The 16,186-nt window shown below is 64.7% G+C and carries 16 protein-coding genes; 12 read left to right on the top strand and 4 right to left on the bottom strand.

What is annotated here, in order from left to right; translation table 11 throughout:
* Window positions 1-50: 50 nt before the first annotated feature.
* Both B9N93_RS06300 and B9N93_RS06295 read right to left on the bottom strand, forming a co-directional pair.
* Complete coding sequence (locus tag B9N93_RS06300) at window positions 51-1,010, bottom strand: Tim44 domain-containing protein (RefSeq protein WP_085211918.1); 960 nt, start codon at window positions 1,008-1,010, stop codon at window positions 51-53.
* A gap of 120 nt (window positions 1,011-1,130) precedes the next feature.
* A complete protein-coding gene (locus B9N93_RS06295; RefSeq protein WP_085211916.1) occupies window positions 1,131-2,174 on the bottom strand; it encodes a M42 family metallopeptidase in 1,044 nt (347 codons plus the stop codon).
* 100 nt (window positions 2,175-2,274) lie between these two features.
* Here B9N93_RS06295 and B9N93_RS06290 point away from each other — a divergent pair, with 100 nt between their 5' ends.
* From B9N93_RS06290 to B9N93_RS06265, 6 genes are all read left to right on the top strand, one after another.
* A complete protein-coding gene (locus B9N93_RS06290) occupies window positions 2,275-2,946 on the top strand; it encodes a Bax inhibitor-1/YccA family protein (RefSeq protein WP_085211914.1) in 672 nt (223 codons plus the stop codon).
* 260 nt (window positions 2,947-3,206) lie between these two features.
* Entirely contained in the window at window positions 3,207-5,387 is a 2,181-nt protein-coding gene (locus B9N93_RS06285; protein WP_085211912.1) for an HzsA-related protein, read from the top strand.
* Window positions 5,388-5,704: 317 nt separating this feature from the next.
* On the top strand, window positions 5,705-6,961 hold the full coding sequence (gene glyA, locus B9N93_RS06280; RefSeq protein WP_085211910.1) for a serine hydroxymethyltransferase: 1,257 nt from the start codon (window positions 5,705-5,707) through the stop codon (window positions 6,959-6,961).
* A 65-nt stretch (window positions 6,962-7,026) separates the two neighbouring features.
* On the top strand, window positions 7,027-7,524 hold the full coding sequence (gene nrdR, locus B9N93_RS06275) for a transcriptional regulator NrdR (protein ID WP_085211908.1): 498 nt from the start codon (window positions 7,027-7,029) through the stop codon (window positions 7,522-7,524).
* Window positions 7,525-7,537: 13 nt separating this feature from the next.
* Window positions 7,538-8,650, top strand: a complete 1,113-nt coding sequence (gene ribD / locus B9N93_RS06270) for a bifunctional diaminohydroxyphosphoribosylaminopyrimidine deaminase/5-amino-6-(5-phosphoribosylamino)uracil reductase RibD (RefSeq protein ID WP_085211906.1) — start codon at window positions 7,538-7,540, stop codon at window positions 8,648-8,650.
* 37 nt (window positions 8,651-8,687) lie between these two features.
* Window positions 8,688-9,329, top strand: coding sequence for a tetratricopeptide repeat protein (locus B9N93_RS06265; protein WP_085211904.1), 642 nt, complete (start codon window positions 8,688-8,690; stop codon window positions 9,327-9,329).
* Window positions 9,330-9,555: 226 nt separating this feature from the next.
* Here B9N93_RS06265 and epmA read toward each other — a convergent pair whose 3' ends face one another.
* Window positions 9,556-10,548, bottom strand: coding sequence for an EF-P lysine aminoacylase EpmA (gene epmA / locus B9N93_RS06260; protein WP_085211902.1), 993 nt, complete (start codon window positions 10,546-10,548; stop codon window positions 9,556-9,558).
* A 78-nt stretch (window positions 10,549-10,626) separates the two neighbouring features.
* Window positions 10,627-11,196: an elongation factor P gene (gene efp / locus B9N93_RS06255; RefSeq protein ID WP_085211900.1), complete on the bottom strand. Its 570-nt coding sequence runs from the start codon at window positions 11,194-11,196 to the stop codon at window positions 10,627-10,629.
* A gap of 81 nt (window positions 11,197-11,277) precedes the next feature.
* Here efp and epmB point away from each other — a divergent pair, with 81 nt between their 5' ends.
* From epmB to B9N93_RS06225, 6 genes are all read left to right on the top strand, one after another.
* Complete coding sequence (epmB, locus tag B9N93_RS06250) at window positions 11,278-12,258, top strand: EF-P beta-lysylation protein EpmB (RefSeq protein WP_085211898.1); 981 nt, start codon at window positions 11,278-11,280, stop codon at window positions 12,256-12,258.
* A 56-nt stretch (window positions 12,259-12,314) separates the two neighbouring features.
* The gene (locus B9N93_RS06245; protein WP_085211896.1) at window positions 12,315-12,821 is read left to right on the top strand and encodes a superoxide dismutase family protein; all 507 of its coding nucleotides are present in this window, start codon (window positions 12,315-12,317) and stop codon (window positions 12,819-12,821) included.
* Between the two features lie 80 nt (window positions 12,822-12,901).
* Window positions 12,902-13,465: a chorismate mutase gene (locus tag B9N93_RS06240; protein WP_085211894.1), complete on the top strand. Its 564-nt coding sequence runs from the start codon at window positions 12,902-12,904 to the stop codon at window positions 13,463-13,465.
* 50 nt (window positions 13,466-13,515) lie between these two features.
* Window positions 13,516-13,779, top strand: a complete 264-nt coding sequence (locus tag B9N93_RS06235) for a hypothetical protein (protein ID WP_085211891.1) — start codon at window positions 13,516-13,518, stop codon at window positions 13,777-13,779.
* A gap of 163 nt (window positions 13,780-13,942) precedes the next feature.
* On the top strand, window positions 13,943-14,971 hold the full coding sequence (locus B9N93_RS06230; RefSeq protein ID WP_085211889.1) for an agmatine deiminase family protein: 1,029 nt from the start codon (window positions 13,943-13,945) through the stop codon (window positions 14,969-14,971).
* Window positions 14,972-14,992: 21 nt separating this feature from the next.
* Window positions 14,993-15,883, top strand: coding sequence for a carbon-nitrogen hydrolase (locus tag B9N93_RS06225; RefSeq protein ID WP_085211887.1), 891 nt, complete (start codon window positions 14,993-14,995; stop codon window positions 15,881-15,883).
* The last annotated feature ends 303 nt before the right edge of the window (window positions 15,884-16,186 follow it).

Raw genomic sequence — 16,186 nt, 5'->3', positions numbered from 1 at the left:
ACGCGGCGAGGCCGACCGGGACATCGCCCCGGTCGGCCCCGCCAGGGTCGTCAGGCTTCCACTTGCTGGATGCCGTCCAGGAACCAAGTCGGCTGGCGGCTATTGCGGGGCCGCGTGAAGTGCCAAACTTCGCGGACCTGGGCCGGGGCCGCGCCCGGCGCTTCCCGCAGCACGGTATCGAACAACACCGCCACTTCCCGATCCGCCCCGGCATCGCGGACTTCGAGGATTTCGGCCTCGACCTGGAGCAGTTCGGTCTGGTTGGGGGCACCGCCACGGGCGCGCAGTTGATCCTGCAATTCGCCGAACACCTTGTCAGTGGTCAGGCTGCGGAGGTCGGCCAGATCGCCCCGGTCCCAAGCCTGCTGCATCAGGGCGTAAGCCGCCTTGGCACCGTTCAAGAACGCCGCCGCGTCGAAGTCGGCGGGCAACGCGGGCGCGGCTTGGAAACCGGCGGTCCCGCCCACGTGGTTCTTAGTGGACATCACATCGGTATCGAAACCGGCCCCGGCCTGGCGCTGATAAGGCTGCGATTGGGACTCCGGCTCGGGCGGATAATAGCCCTGGGCCGGCGCGGGCCGACCCATCGCGGCACCCCGCCGCGCCGCGAACAGCTTGAACAAGAGGAAGGCGACCCCGGCGAACAGCAGGATATCGAGGAAGTTGATGCCCTCGAAACCGCCACCGAACAGCATCGCCCCGAGCAAGCCGCCCAGGGCCAAACCACCCAGCATCCGCATGAAACCGCCGCGCTGGGCCAGGGAATCGCGGATGCCTTGGTTGCGTTGCGCCGCCGGGGAATAGGCCGGTTGCTGGGCCGTCGCGCCCGGTTGGCCGTAGCCCGGCTGGGTGCTGGGCGTGGCGGAGCGGCTATAGGGTTGGCTATAGGACGGACGGCTGCCGAAGGAGGAGCCACCGCCCAGGCGTTTGGCATAGGCATCGCCGCTGCCCGACACCGCCAAGGTGGCGGCGATCAAGACGCTGAACATCAATCCGGTGAGTTTCTTCATGGGATAACAACCTATCTAGGTACTGGGGGATTGCGGTTTTATATGGTGTTGGCGCGGGCAAAATCAAGCCTGCGGGCCGATTGCGTGACATCCCTTCTGACCAAACCCGGCCACGGCGGTTCAAGTTCGACCATAGGTTTCCAGGATGCGGAAACAGGCTTCGAGCGCCCCGAAGTGGGCGATTTCGTAGCCATGGGTATTATCGGCGGGAAATCCCAGGCACGCGGCCCGTGGCACATGGCCCCATTTCATCGCCACCGAGGCGTCGGTGCCGAATTGGCAGAGGATGGCGTGCTGGATGGCGAACCCGGCCTCGCGGGCGGCGGCTTTGAGCCGGGCGTTGAGGGCTTCGTCGTACATGCCATAGCTGTCCTGGGATAACAGCACCGGGTCGCGGTCGGAAACAATCGGGTATTCGGAAGACTTGGGGGCAATATCCAAGGCGATCAGTTCGTCGATGGGGTTGCGCTGGGTGAAATACAAAGCGCCGATGCCGCCCACTTCTTCTTTGGAGGAAAACACCAAAGACAGTTCCGGCCCCGGATGCCGGAGGGATTCGGCCAGGAGCAGCAACACCGCCACCACCGCCTTGTTGTCCAGGGCATAGCTGGCGATGTAGTCGTCGCCCAGGCGGAACGGCTGCTTGCGGTGCTTGCCCACCACCACGCGGGTGCCGGGCCGGATGCCGGCCTCCGCCAGTTCATAACGGCTGCATTTGCAATCCACCCACACGGTTTCCCAGCGCGGCGGGCGCTCTTCCTCGTAGACCTTTTGCGGGGATTCGTGCGAGACATGGCGGGAACCGAAACTCAGGATGCCGGGCAAGGTGGCGCGGTCGCCCAGAAGGTCCACCACGCCCTCGCCCCACACCCAGGGGAACGCCCCGCCCAGTTTGCGGACCTCGATCCGGCCATTGTCGCGGATGCCTTTGACGATGCCGCCGATTTCGTCCTTGTGGGCGGTGATGGCCAGGCGCCTCGAACCGTCGCGGCCCGGAATGCGGACGATGATATTGCCCGCCGCGTCCTGGTTGGCGGGAATGCCGCGCTCGCCCAGCCAGGCCAGCAGATAGGCGTCGATCTCCTGCTCCGCGCCGCTGGGCGAATGGCATAGCACCAGGTCGGCGATCAATCGGAACAGGCGCTCGCGGAACGGATCGGACATGGTGGGTTTCCTATTCGGGGGCTTTTTGCACGGCTGGAAAAAACTACTGTACCATTTTCCGGTCTCTATCCATCGTTCAACAATCCAAGGAGCTTATGTTATGAACGAAGTGAATGTGGCTTATTCCCGCGCCCAGGCGGGCGTTTTGGAAACCAACAAGGTCATCCGCAACACCTATCTGCTGTTGTCGATGACCTTACTGTTCAGCGCCCTGACCGCCGGGCTGTCCATGGCTTTCGACCTGCCGCATCCGGGGCTGATCGTGACCTTGGTCGGCTATTTCGGGCTGCTGTTCCTGACCACCAAGTTCCGCAACAGCACCCTCGGCATCGGGTTTGTGTTCGCGCTGACCGGCTTCATGGGGCTGACCCTGGGACCGATCCTCAACGCCTATATCGGCCATTACGCCAACGGCGGCCAGTTGGTGATGACCGCCCTCGGCGGCACCGGCGTGACCTTCGTCGGGCTGTCGGCCTATGCGCTGACCACCCGCAAGGATTTCAGCTATCTGGGCGGGATGTTGATGGCGGGCGTGTTGGTGGCGTTCCTGGCGGGACTCGGGGCGATCTTCTTCGAAATTCCGGGGCTGTCGCTGGCGGTGTCGGCCATGTTCATCGTGCTGATGGCCGGCATGATCCTGTTCGAGACCAGCCAGATCATCCACGGCGGCGAAACCAACTACATCATGGCGACGGTGAGCCTGTACGTATCGATCTATAACCTGTTCACCAGCCTGCTGCAAATCCTGGGCGTGCTGGGCGGCGACGACTGATCCGGGGGGCTTCCGGTTGATTGGCGGGCGGCTGGGGCCGCCCGCCTCCCTGCCCAAATCCCTATCTTTCCAGCGACCGATTCCCCGTTAGTCCAAACTCCACCTTCCTGCAAGGCCGATTTCCGGCAAATAGTACGCCCCAAAACCGGGCAATAGGCCACGGAAACCCCCACTCCCACCGCTTAAGCTCTCCCACCTGGCCGGATTCGTCCCGGCAACCCACCCCCCCACCATCCGGGCCCGGCCCGCGAGGAGAGCTTATGAACCGTAAAATCGCCCCCCTGGGCCTCGTCCTGCTGGCGCAGCTTGGGTCACCCGGCCACGCCGCCATCACCACGCCCTATCCCATCGCCTTCGTGACCCAGGTACCGATCCCTGGGGATTTTTGCTCGATCAATTCGCCCTTCTGCAACCAATCCGCCGCCATCGGCGGTTCCGGCCGGGGCGGCGATTTATGGGTCCGCTATCCCGACGGCACGCTCAAGAACCTGACCCAGGCCGCCGGCTACGGCCAGGCCGGTCCGCAGGGCAACTCGTCGATCCAGGTGCGCGATCCCGCCGTGCATTGGAAGGGCAAAAAAATCATCTTCAGCATGGCCATCGGTGCCCCCCAGCAATATCAATGGAACGAGTACCGCTGGCAGCTCTACGAAGTTACGGGACTCGGCAAGAACGAACCGCCGGTCATCACCAAGGTGCCGAACCAACCGGCCTACAACAATACCAGCCCGACCTACGGCACCGACGAGCAGATCATTTTCGCCTCCGACCAGCCCCGTGGCGGACAGGCCCATCTCTATCCGCAGTTGGACGAGTACGAGGAAGCCCCGTCCAACACCGGCCTGTGGAAGCTCAACCCCAAGACCGGCAAGCAAACCATGTTGACGCATTCGCCTTCCGGGGATTTCAAACCGTTCGTGGATAGCTATGGCCGGGTGACCTTCACCCGCTGGGACCATTTGCAACAAGATCAGCAAGCCGCCAGCGACCGCAATTTCGGCGATTACTACGGGACGTTCAACTATTCCAGCGAATCCGCCAATGCCAAAATCCTCAACAGCCGCGCCGAGGTGTTCCCCGAACCCCTGGCCTCCGACACGGTGTCCCTGGCCGGCACCCACCTGAACGGACTCCGCTTCAACCATTTCTTCCCCTGGCAGATGCACGAGGACGGCACCGTCTTGGAACTGGTCAACCATATCGGTCGCCACGAATTGGGCGGTTCCTACGTCCAGGGCGTCTTCAAGGACGACCCGGCCTTGACCGACCAGACCAATCCCGCCAACCCCAACAAGATCGAGAATTTCCTCCAGATCGCCCAAGACCCAACCCAGCCGGACGATTTCATCGGCATCGACGCTCCCGAATTCGGCACCCACGCTGCCGGCCAGATCGTGCGCCTGAGCCACGTCAACCCGCTCTACAACGCCGACCAGATGCGGACCACCTACCTCACCGACAAAAGTACTTCCTCGTTCACCGGGGATGGCGAGCAGCCGACACCCGAGAACAGCGGCCATTACCGCGACCCGGCCATCCTCTCGGACGGCAAGTTGCTGGCCGCCCACACCTTCGAAACCCGCGCCGACCGCGACGAAGGCACCCAGGCGGGGGATGGCTTCCATCCCAAATCGCGCTACGCCTTCCGCATCCGCCTCGTGCAGCCACAGCCGGGCGGCACCTGGGCGGCGGGACCGACCCTCACCGACGGCATCAGCAAGGACGTGAGCTACTACAACCCGGATTCCCTGATCCATTACTCGGGCGAGTTGTGGGAATTGCAGCCGGTGGAAGTCAAGGCCCGGACCAAGCCCGCCAAGCTGCTGCCGAGCCTGGAAGCGCCGGAAGCCCAGATCTTGCAGGAAGAAGGCGTGGACGAGGCGGCCCTGCGGCAATACCTCAAGAGCAAGGGGCTGGCCCTGGCCGTGATGCGCAACGTCACCCGCCGCGACCATAGCGACAAGCAACAGCCCTTCAACCTAAAGGTGGCCGATGGCGGCGTCCAGACCGTGACCCCGGTCGGCAAGGTCTACGAGGTCGCGCATTTCCAGGCATTCCAGGCCGACCAGATTCGCGGCTTGAAAGGTTCGAACGGGCCGCGGCCCGGTCGGCGGGTGCTGGCCCAACCCCTGCACAGCGTCAAGGTCAATCCGCCGCAAGCCGCGGACGCGCCCCAAGGCAGCGTGAAGATCGCCAGCGATGGCTCGGTGGCGATGCTCCTGCCCACCCGCCGGGCGCTGACTTGGCAATTGACCGACAAGGATGGCAATTTCGTGGTGCGGGAACGCAATTGGCTATCGCTGCAACCGGGGGAAATCCGCACCTGTCCGGCCTGCCATGGCGTCAATAGCGCCGACCAGCTTGGCCAGCCCGCGCCGACCAACAAGCCGGAGGCTTTGCGGGAATTGCTGGCTTATTTGAAGAGCATCGGGAGCCTGTAGGCGGGGGAAAACCGGGAAACGCCGCTGCCTTCGCGGGAAGCGGCGTTTTGTTTTTGGCAAGCCTGGATGGGCATGTACCCATGTCCACCAGTTCCAATCATCGCGGTGGGCCGGAAATACCGGCCCACCACGCCCTACTTGTTCCCAAAGCCAGGACTCCCACCCACGACCCCACCCCAACGAACACTCCGGCACCGCCCCACCCCCGTGCCACGCCCCGCCATTTCTGCTATAAAGACCCCCTCATGCGGCCTGCCCATGCATACCCGATGCCGGTTCCCGCTCCCCTCTTTTTCACCCCCCGAAGGTCAGAAATCATGTTTAGCAAAGGTATGGAAATCGCCGGTTTCGACGACGAACTGTGGTCGGCCATCCAACACGAAGTGGACCGCCAGGAACACCACATCGAACTGATCGCCTCCGAAAACTACGCCAGCCCCCGCGTCCTCCAGGCCCAGGGCACGGTGCTGACCAACAAATACGCCGAAGGCTATCCCGCCAAGCGCTACTACGGCGGCTGCGAATATGTCGATGTGGTCGAAAGCCTCGCCATCGACCGCGCCAAGCAATTGTTCGGGGCCGATTACGCCAACGTCCAGCCGCATTCCGGTTCCCAGGCCAACGCCGCCGTCTACATGGCCCTGCTCAACCCCGGCGACACCGTGCTGGGGATGAGCCTCGCCCACGGTGGCCACCTGACCCACGGGGCCAAGGTCAATTTCTCCGGCAAAATCTACAACGCCTTCCAATACGGCCTCGACACCAGCACCGGCTATATCGATTACGAGCAGGTCGCGGCCCTTGCCCAGGAACACCGCCCCAAGATGATCGTGGCCGGTTTCTCCGCCTATAGCCGCGTGGTCGATTGGCAGCGCTTCCGCGAAATCGCCGATTCGGTGGGCGCTTTCCTGTTGGTGGACATGGCCCATGTCGCGGGCCTAGTCGCCACCGGCCACTATCCCAGCCCGGTGCAAATCGCCGATGTCACCACCACCACCACCCACAAGACCCTGCGCGGCCCGCGCGGCGGCCTGATCCTGGCCAAGGCCAACGAGGAGATCGAGAAGAAGCTGAATTCGCTGGTGTTCCCCGGCATCCAGGGCGGTCCCTTGATGCACGTCATCGCCGCCAAGGCCGTGGCGCTCAAGGAAGCCCTGCAACCCGAATTCAAGGAATACCAACAGCGCGTGGTGGACAATGCCCGCGCCATGGCCCAGCGCTTCGTGGACCGGGGACTTAAAATCGTCTCCGGCGGCACCGACAACCACCTGATGCTGGTGGACCTGATCGCCAAGGGCATCACCGGCAAGGCCGCCGACGCCGCCCTGGGCCGCGCCCATATCACGGTCAACAAGAACGCCGTGCCCAACGATCCGCAATCGCCCTTCGTCACCAGTGGCATCCGGGTCGGCACCCCGGCGGTGACCACCCGCGGCTTCAACGTGCAGGATTGCGAAACCCTGGCCGATTGGATGTGCGATGTGCTGGACGACCTGGAGAACGAGGCGGTCATCGCCAGGGTCCGGGACAACGTCAGCGAGATTTGCCGCCGTTATCCGGTGTATGCCGATTAATTAAGCGGGAGGTCCGGCGGGCGGCCGCGTGCCGTCCCCGGCCCCGCGAGCGAGGCGAACCCGATATGCGCTGTCCCTTTTGCGGAGCCCACGATACCCGCGTCATCGACTCCCGGCTGTCCCAGGAAGGCGACCAAGTCCGCCGACGGCGCGAATGCGTCGAATGCAAGGAGCGCTTCACCACCTACGAAGCCGCCGAACTCAACCTGCCGCGCATCGTCAAGAGCAATGGCAGCCGCGAGCCGTTCCGGGAAGAAAAGCTCCGCGCCGGGATGCTCCGGGCCTTGGAGAAACGCCCCGTCGGCAGCGACCGCATCGAAGCCGCCATCAACCGCATCAAGAAGCAACTGCTGGCCCGCGGCGAGCGCGAAATCCCCTCCCGGCTGATCGGCGAAAACGTGATGCGCGAACTGGGCGAACTCGACCATGTGGCCTATGTGCGCTTCGCTTCGGTCTATCGCAGTTTCCAGGATGTGAACGCCTTCCGCGAAGTCATCGACCAGTTGGAAAACCCCCACGACGGCGGCGCGGCCCATCCCTCCGACCCCCCCGCCGCTTCCTGAATCCCCCGCCCCCATGAATGCCCACACCCCCTTCTCCCGCGCCGACGCGGACCACATGGCCCGCGCCCTCCGCCTCGCCGAACGCGGTTTATACACCACCGACCCCAACCCCAGGGTAGGCTGCGTCCTGGTGAAAGCAGGCCGCGTCGTCGGCGAAGGCTGGCACCGCAAGGCCGGCGGCCCGCACGCCGAGATCGAAGCCCTGGCCGTGGCCGGAGCCGAAGCACGGGGTGCGACCGCCTATGTCAACCTGGAACCCTGTTGCCACCACGGCAGAACGCCCCCCTGCACCGAAGCCCTGATCGCCGCCGGGATAACGCGGGTGGTGGCCGCGCTGGAAGACCCCAATCCCAAGGTGGCGGGGGCCGGACTGGCCCGCTTGGCCGCGGCGGGCATCGACACCGCCTGCGGCTTGTTGGCGGGCGACGCCTTGAACCTGAACCGGGGTTTCTGCCAGCGCATGGCCACCGGACGCCCTTGGCTCCGCAGCAAGCTGGCGATGAGCCTGGATGGCCGCACCGCGATGGCCTCGGGCGAAAGCCGGTGGATCACCGGAGCCGATGCCCGCCGCGATGTGCATCGGCTACGGGCGCGGAGTTCGGCCATCGTCACCGGCATCGGTACCGCCCTGGCCGACGATCCCGAACTGACGGCCCGGCTCGGCGAAGATGCGGGCGCAATCGTCCAGCCCATCCGCATCGTGCTGGATTCTCAATTCCGCCTGCCGTCCACGGCTCGGCTCGCCGATGGCCGGGTGCGCACCGTGGTCCTGACCACGGCGGCGGGCCGCGCGGCGCGGGCGGATATCCCCGCCACGTTGGAAGCGGTCGCCTTGCCCACGGGCGCGGAAGACCGGATAGACTTATTGACGGTGGTCGAATGGCTGGGCCGGGCCGGATGCAACGAGGTTCTGGTCGAGGCCGGTCCTACCCTGAACGGTGCCCTGTTGCGGGCCGGGTTGGTGGATGAATGGATCGTCTATCTGGCCCCGGTGGTCCTGGGCGACCAAGCCCGCGGCCTGTTCCATCTGCCGGGGCTATCCCGCATGGCCGACCGTCATGAATTGCGGCTGGCCGATACCCGGCAAATCGGCCAGGATATCCGGCTGAGTTTCCTCAAAGCGTGATCCACCCCATCCCCCAAAATACCCATAGGCTTACCCCATGAGTAATATCACCCTGTTGTTGTTGAGCGCCATCCTGTTGCTGGTAGTGCCCATCGGATTGATGCTGTTCTACAAACCCCTGGTTTTCCACGTCTCCCGGTTATTGGCCTCATTCCTCCACAAGCAGGGCCGCTTCGACCAAGCCCTGCCCCTGCACCTGAAAACCCTGGCCCGCCTCGAAAAGAGATTCGGCAAATCCCATTTCAAACTGGTCGATACCCTGAACAGCATCGGGGATATCCACGCCGCCAAGCAACAGCCCGACAAGGCCATGGATTATTACCAAAGGGCATTGGCGATCCAGGAACGCAAATACGGCCAGGACCATATGAATATCGTGGATTGCCTCAACAACGTGGCCGACGCCTACCGCTCGCAGGGCCGCCACGATAATTCCCTGCCCTTGTATAAACGGGCGTTCGAGATCACCGAATCCAGTCTCGGCAAGGACCATCCCAATGTCGCGATGAGCCTCGACAACCTGGCCAGCGCCTACCATGCCAAGGGCCAGCACGATATCGCCCTGCCACTGTATGCGCGGGCTTTGGATATCGCCCAGCGGAAATTCGGCAAGAAACACGACCAGACCCAGGCCATCGCCGAGCATCAGGCGTTCTGCGCCCAGAGGATGAGCAAATAGCCTTTTCCTTATAAAACCGGGAGATGGCTGGACCGCGTAGGCCAGCAGCGCCACGGTCAGAGCGGTTTCCCCGGCGAGTGGGGCGAGCAGGGCTTCGGCCAGTTCCGGGCTGGACAGGAAGGCTTCGGCATAGGCGAACAAGGGATGGCGGCGTAAAGCCGGCCAGTCCGGGGCTTCGGGCGGACGCGACACCCAGGTTTGCGACGTCAAGATGTGGCCGGGCGCTTCAAGCCCGGTCCACCGGAAACGCCAGCACCCCCCCGATGGCTTGCTCCCCCGCCAGCAACATCAACCAGCGGTCCAAGCCCACCGCCACGCCCGAGCAATCCGGCAAGCCATGGCTCAAAGCCGCCAGCAACCGGCCATCCTTGGGCGGTAAGACCGCGCCCCGCGCCCGCCGTTCCGCCAGATCGGCCTCGAACCGGGCCTCCTGCTCCACGGCGTCGGCCAATTCGTGGAAGCCGTTGCCGAGTTCCATGCCCTCCAGGAACACCTCCACCCGCTCCACCACGCGCGGATCGTCCGGGCGCTTGCGGGCCAGCGACGGCAGGCAAGCGGGATAGTCGTAGACAAACGCCACCCGGCCCCGCCCCAACCGCGGCTGCACGAAATAGCCGAACAGCAAATCCAGCCAAATGCCGCGGTCTTCGCCGCACAGGGCTTCGGCCTCGTGGAAGCCCTGGGCCGCCGTGCAGCGCACGAAATCGGCAATATCGGCGCTCAAGGGATCGATGCCCAGATGGCGCTGGAACAGGTCCGCATAGGCATGGCGCTCGGCAACCGCCAGCGGATAACCCGCCCCGCACACCGCGGCGAACAAGGCTTCGATCTCGTCCATCAAATCGGCCAGCGAGAAGCCCACCCGGTACCATTCCAGCAGGGTGAATTCCGGGTTGTGGTAGCGCCCGGCTTCCTCGTCGCGGAAGGCTTTGCAGATTTGGTAGATCGAGCCGCTGCCCGCCGCCAACAAGCGTTTCATGGCGAATTCGGGGGAGGTTTGCAGATACAGCCCACAGCCCTCGCGGGCACCGGGCGGCAGGAAGCGGGTGGCGAAGGCGTGCAGGTTGGGATCGGTGACGGCGGCGTGGCAGAGCAGCGGGGTTTCGACCTCCAGCACCTCGCGCCCGGCGAAAAAGCGGCGGATCGCGGCCAGCAGTTCCGCCCGCCGCCGCAGGAGGTCCAGGGAACAAGCCGGCATCCAATCAAGGTCGGCGCTCACAATCTCCCTCCCAAAAACAAAGGCCGCGATTGGCTCGATCCAATCGCGGCCTGGCAACCGCCCACGGCGAACCGGCGCTTATTTGCCGACGCGGGACACGTATTCGCCCTTGCGGGTATCGACCTTGATGACCTCGTCGGTCTGGATGAACAAGGGCACGCGCACCACGGCCCCGGTTTCCAGGGTGGCCGGTTTGCCGCCGCCGCCGGAGGTGTCGCCGCGGACGCCCGGATCGGTCTCGACGATCTTGAGTTCCACGAAATTGGGCGGGATCACGCCGATGGGCGCGTTGTTGTACAGGGTGACTTGGCAAACATCCTGTTCCTTCAGCCATTTGGCGGCGTCGGCCACGGCGGCGGCGTCGGCCTCGTATTGCTCGAAGGTCTCGACCACCATGAAATGCCAGCGCTCGCCGTCGTTGTAAAGGTACTGCATGTCGGTATCGACCACATCGGCGGTCTCGAAGGTGTCGCCCGACTTGAAGGTGCGCTCCAGGACGCGACCGGTCTTGAGGTTGCGGAGCTTCACGCGGTTGAACGCCTGGCCCTTGCCGGGCTTGACGAATTCGTTTTCGAGCATGTTGTACGGGTCGCCGTCGAGCATGATCTTCAAACCGCCCTTGAATTCGTTGGTGCTGACTGTCGCCATTCTGTCCTCGTTGCTTGAATTAGCTGAAAAAAATCACGCCATTATAATGGAGCGCCTTGCGCTTACCAAACCACAGCCACGATGTATCCCTCCTGGCAGGCCGAACTGGCCGACTCCTTCACCCAGCCCCGAACCCTGCTCCAATCCCTCGCGCTCGACCCCGCCGACTTCCCCGGATTGGACGCCGCCGCCCTGGATTTCCCGTTCCGAGTGACCCGCTGCTATGCCGCCCGCATGGAGCCCGGCAACCCGGACGACCCCCTCTTGCGGCAGGTGTTGCCGCTGGGCGCGGAACTCCGGGAATACCCCGGTTTCCTGGCCGATCCGGTGGGGGATTTGGCGGCGGTGGCGGCCCCCGGCCTGTTGCACAAATACCGGGGGCGGGTCTTGCTGATCGCGACCGGGGCGTGCGCCATCCATTGCCGCTATTGCTTCCGCCGCGAGTTCCCGTATGAAGACAATCTGTTGGGCCGGAGCCGCGAACAAGCGGCCCTGGACCATATCGCCGGGGACGCCAGCATCCGCGAAGTCATCCTCAGCGGCGGCGACCCTTTGGTGCTGGGCGACGAGCGCTTGGAACGGCTGGTCGCGGCACTGGAAGCCATCCCCCAGGTGCGACGGTTGCGGCTACACAGCCGCTTGCCGGTGGTGCTGCCGAGCCGGGTGACGGGGGCTTTGCTGCGCCACCTCGCGGACAGCCGTTTGCGGACGGTGTTGGTGATCCACGCCAACCATGCGCGGGAATTCGACGGCGCGGTCGGGGCGGCGCTGTTGGCCTTGCGCGGGGCGGGCGTGACCTTGCTCAACCAAGCCGTGTTGTTGCGCGGCATCAACGACAGCGCCGACGCCCTGGCCGAACTCGGCGAAACCCTGTTCGCCCACGGCGTCCTGCCTTATTACCTGCACCTCTTGGACCGGGCGCGGGGCACGGCGCATTTCGAGGTGGACGAGGCGCGGGCCATGGCCTTGCTGCGGGAATTGCGGGCAACGCTACCCGGTTATCTGGTGCCGAAACTAGTGCGGGAAATCGAGGGCGAGGCGTTCAAGCGGCCCGTCGCCTGATGCGGGAAATCCCCTATACTGCCGCCTCGCCATAACAATCATCCCAGGAGAGAGCGATGCGTTTATCCCTGTTATTGACGGCGGGGCTGGTCCTCGCCACGACCGGCGCCGGAGCCGCGCCCTTGGTTTTCGAACTGCACAAGATCGACCCTCAAGGTGTGGGTGCAAGCCTGGGCACCGTCACCGCCGCGGACGGCCCGGCGGGCCTGGTGCTGACCCCCGACCTCAAAGGCTTGCCGCCGGGGCCGCACGGTTTCCATGTCCATGAAACCCCGGCCTGCGGTCCGGGCGAGAAGGACGGCAAACCCGCCGCCGGACTGGCCGCCGGTAGCCACTACGATCCCGCCAAGACTGGACAGCATCTCGGACCGGAAGGCGCGGGCCACCTGGGCGACTTGCCCCTGCTGACGGTGGCGGCGGATGGCGGCACCCAGACGGCGGTCACGGCCAAGCGCTTGCATGTCGCCGATTTGGCGGGCCGGGCCTTGGTGATCCATGCCGAGGCCGACAACTACGCCGACCAGCCGGGCGGCGGGCGGATCGCCTGCGGCGTGGCGAAATAAGCAAGCGGTGTGCCCGGAGCGCCGTTCCCCGCACAAGGAGCGGCGTTTTATCCAATCTTCCTCCATCAAGCCTCCCCACCATGACTCCCCGATGCCTCGCCACCGGCCTCCTCGCCACTCCCCTCCTGCTCGCGGCCTGCGCCGCTCCGAAACCGCCGCCCCTCCCCACCGCCTCCCCGCCCGCGGCACAATCCTGCGCGGACTCCATCGCGGCGGCCCTGGGCCGGCGTTTCGCCCTGATGCCCGAGGTCGCCGCCGCCAAGCGCCGCGAGGGCGTAGCGCTCACGGACCCGGCACAGGAAGCCAAGGTCTTGCGGCAGGCGCGGACCGACGCCACCCGGCAAGGATTGTCCGCGGCGGCGGCGGAACAGCTGTTCGCCGTGTTGATCGACCTGTCCAAAGCGGTACAGGCCCAAACGCCCGACGGCGATGCCACCGGGCCGGACCTCGCCACCCTGCGCCGGGCCGTGGCGGCGGCGGGCAGCACTTTGCTACCCGAAATCCACCGTTGCGTCCCACTGCTGGCCGGCCATCCCGACACCATGGCGGTGGCGTTGCGGCACGATCTCGGCCCTTGGTTGGACGCCGGGCAAATCGAAACGCTGTTGGACGCGCTACCGCCACGGGCATTCCCGCCGCGTTGAGGCGGCAGCCTCCTGGCAGCGCCAACACCAGTCGAGGAGGGCGCGATCCGATGAAGAATTTCCTGGGCCTGATCCTCATGGCCTTGGGCGCGATGGCCACCCTTTATTGCGGTTTGGTCAGCCTGGGCTTTATCGGCATCTCCCTGGTCGGGTTCATCGGCACCCTGGGCCGGGAGGGTGGCCGGGACTTGATCCTCTATGGCGGATTCGGCGGCTTGGCGACCCTGCTCAGCCTCAGCGTTTACCTGTTGGGGAAAGCGCTCAGGAACGCCCCGCCGCGCCCGCATCAAAAACCCTATTCCCGCTATTTCTGAGCGTCCCACCCCCGGACGGCGGCACCCGGCTCCGGTCCATTCCGCGCCGCCCGCACGGACAAGCGCGGCGATCTGAAAAGCCACTATGTCGATGGCATACCGGTTTTACGATAGAATATCGAAATTAGCGATTACCCAGAGAAAAACAGCTCCCGTGAACCCCATGTCCACCGCCACCCTGATCCCCGAATGGGCCGAACAAACGGCCACCCTCATCGCCTGGCCCTACCCGGAAAGCGACTTCCAACCCTGGTTAGCCGCCGTGGAACAAACCTACACCCATATCGGCGCGGAAATCGCCCGGCGGGAAACCTTGATCGTCGCCTGCTGCGACGCGGCCCACCGCGCCCGGATCGCCGCGATGCTGGCCGGGCGGGGCGTCGATACCGGGCGGGTCCACTACGCGATACTGCCCTATGAAGATGTATGGGTACGGGATACCGCGCCGCTCTCGGTCGCGACCCCGGAAGGCGGACGGAAACTCCTGGATTTCCGCTTCAACGGCTGGGGCGGTAAATACGGACATGGTGCCGACGCGGCCTTGGCGCGGAACCTTTATGCCACGGGATTGCTGGGCGATATACCCCTGGCCGGTGTGGATTTCGTGCTGGAAGGCGGCAGCGTCGAATCCGACGGGCTGGGCACCGTGTTAACCACCACCCGCTGCTTGTTGAACCCCAACCGCAATCCCTCCCTCGATCAAGCCCGAATCGAAGCCCGGCTGCGGGAATATCTCGGCGCGGAAAGAGTGTTATGGCTGGAACACGGCCACGCCGAAGGCGATGACACCGACGCCCATATCGACACCCTGGCCCGGTTCTGCACGCCCGATACCCTCGCCTATACCGCCGTCGAAAACCCGGAAGACCCCTTATATCCCGAGTTCCAAAGGATGGCGGCGCAACTCGCGACTTTCACCACGTATTCCGGGACGGCCTACCGCCTAGTGCCACTGCCCATACCCCAACCGATCCATAGCGAGGCGGGCGACCGCCTACCCGCCACCTATGCCAATTTCCTGATTATCAATGGCGCGGTCCTGGTGCCCACCTATAACGATCCCGCCGACGCCATCGCGCTGGAACGGCTGGCCGGTTGTTTCCCAGGCCGGGAGGTGGTCGGCATCGATTGTGTACCCTTGATTCGTCAATACGGCAGTCTGCATTGCATGACCATGCAATTCCCGCTTTAGCCCCCGAGGATTCCCCAAGCCATGCACCCCACGCTCAAACTGGGATTCGTCCAACAAACCTGTGGCGATGCGGACCCCGCCCGCAACCTGGCAATCTCCTTCCAAGGTATCCGCGAGGCCGCCGCGCAGGGCGCGGAACTGGTATTGCTGCCAGAATTACACCTCGGTCCTTATTTCTGCCAAACCGAGGATTGCGTCCGCTTCGATCTGGCCGAGTCCATCCCCGGTCCCACCACCGGCAGCCTGGCCGCGCTGGCCCAGGAACTCGGCGTGGTCATCGTCGCCTCGCTGTTCGAGAAACGCGCCCCCGGCCTCTACCACAACACCGCCGTGGTGCTGGAACGCGATGGCTCGCTGATTGGCAAATACCGCAAGATGCACATCCCGGACGATCCGGGCTATTACGAAAAGTTCTATTTCACTCCCGGCGACCTGGGCTTCGCGCCGATCCGCACCTCGGTGGGCAAATTGGGCGTCCTGGTGTGCTGGGACCAGTGGTACCCGGAAGCGGCGCGGCTGATGGCCCTGGCTGGGGCCGACCTCCTGCTCTACCCCACCGCCATCGGCTGGAACCCGGACGACCCCGAGGCCGAGCGCCAGCGCCAGTTGGAAGCCTGGGTCACGGTGCAGCGCGGCCACGCGGTCGCCAACGGCCTGCCGGTGGTGGCCTGCAACCGCATCGGCCACGAAGCCGACCCCAGCGGGCACAGCCCCGGCATCCAATTCTGGGGCAATAGCTTCGCGGTGGGTCCGCAGGGCGAATTCCTGTGCCGGGCCGACGCCCAGGAAAGCCGGGTGCTGATCGTGGATATTGATCGCCACCGCTCCGAGGAAGTGCGGCGCATCTGGCCCTTCCTGCGCGACCGCCGGATCGACGAATACGGCGGCCTGACCCGGCGCTTCCTGGATTGATCCTCGGCATCGGCCCGTGGAGGCGCGTTCCCGGCGGATACCCCAATATCGCCCTCGATCCGGCCCATGGGCCGCCCGGCTTATTGTGCTTGGCCAAGCGTTTTTAACGTGCCGATAAGAACCGGACCCTGGGCCGGAATTGGGGGTATTGATCCCCTACGACAAGGGAATCGGGCGTTTTGAGCCAAGGCCCAATAGTGGGGTTATTCTCCGGGCACGGGAATTTCCTCCCCGCGTCAATGTCCATACCGACCATCCACCGATAGCCGCCGTCCAAAACCTCCGGGCATAAAAAAACGTCCC

The organism is Methylomagnum ishizawai (assembly GCF_900155475.1).
Classification (GTDB): Bacteria; Pseudomonadota; Gammaproteobacteria; order Methylococcales; family Methylococcaceae; genus Methylomagnum; species Methylomagnum ishizawai_A.
The sequence above is the reverse complement of the archived record's forward strand: the minus strand, read 5'-3'. Positions and strand labels throughout refer to the sequence as shown.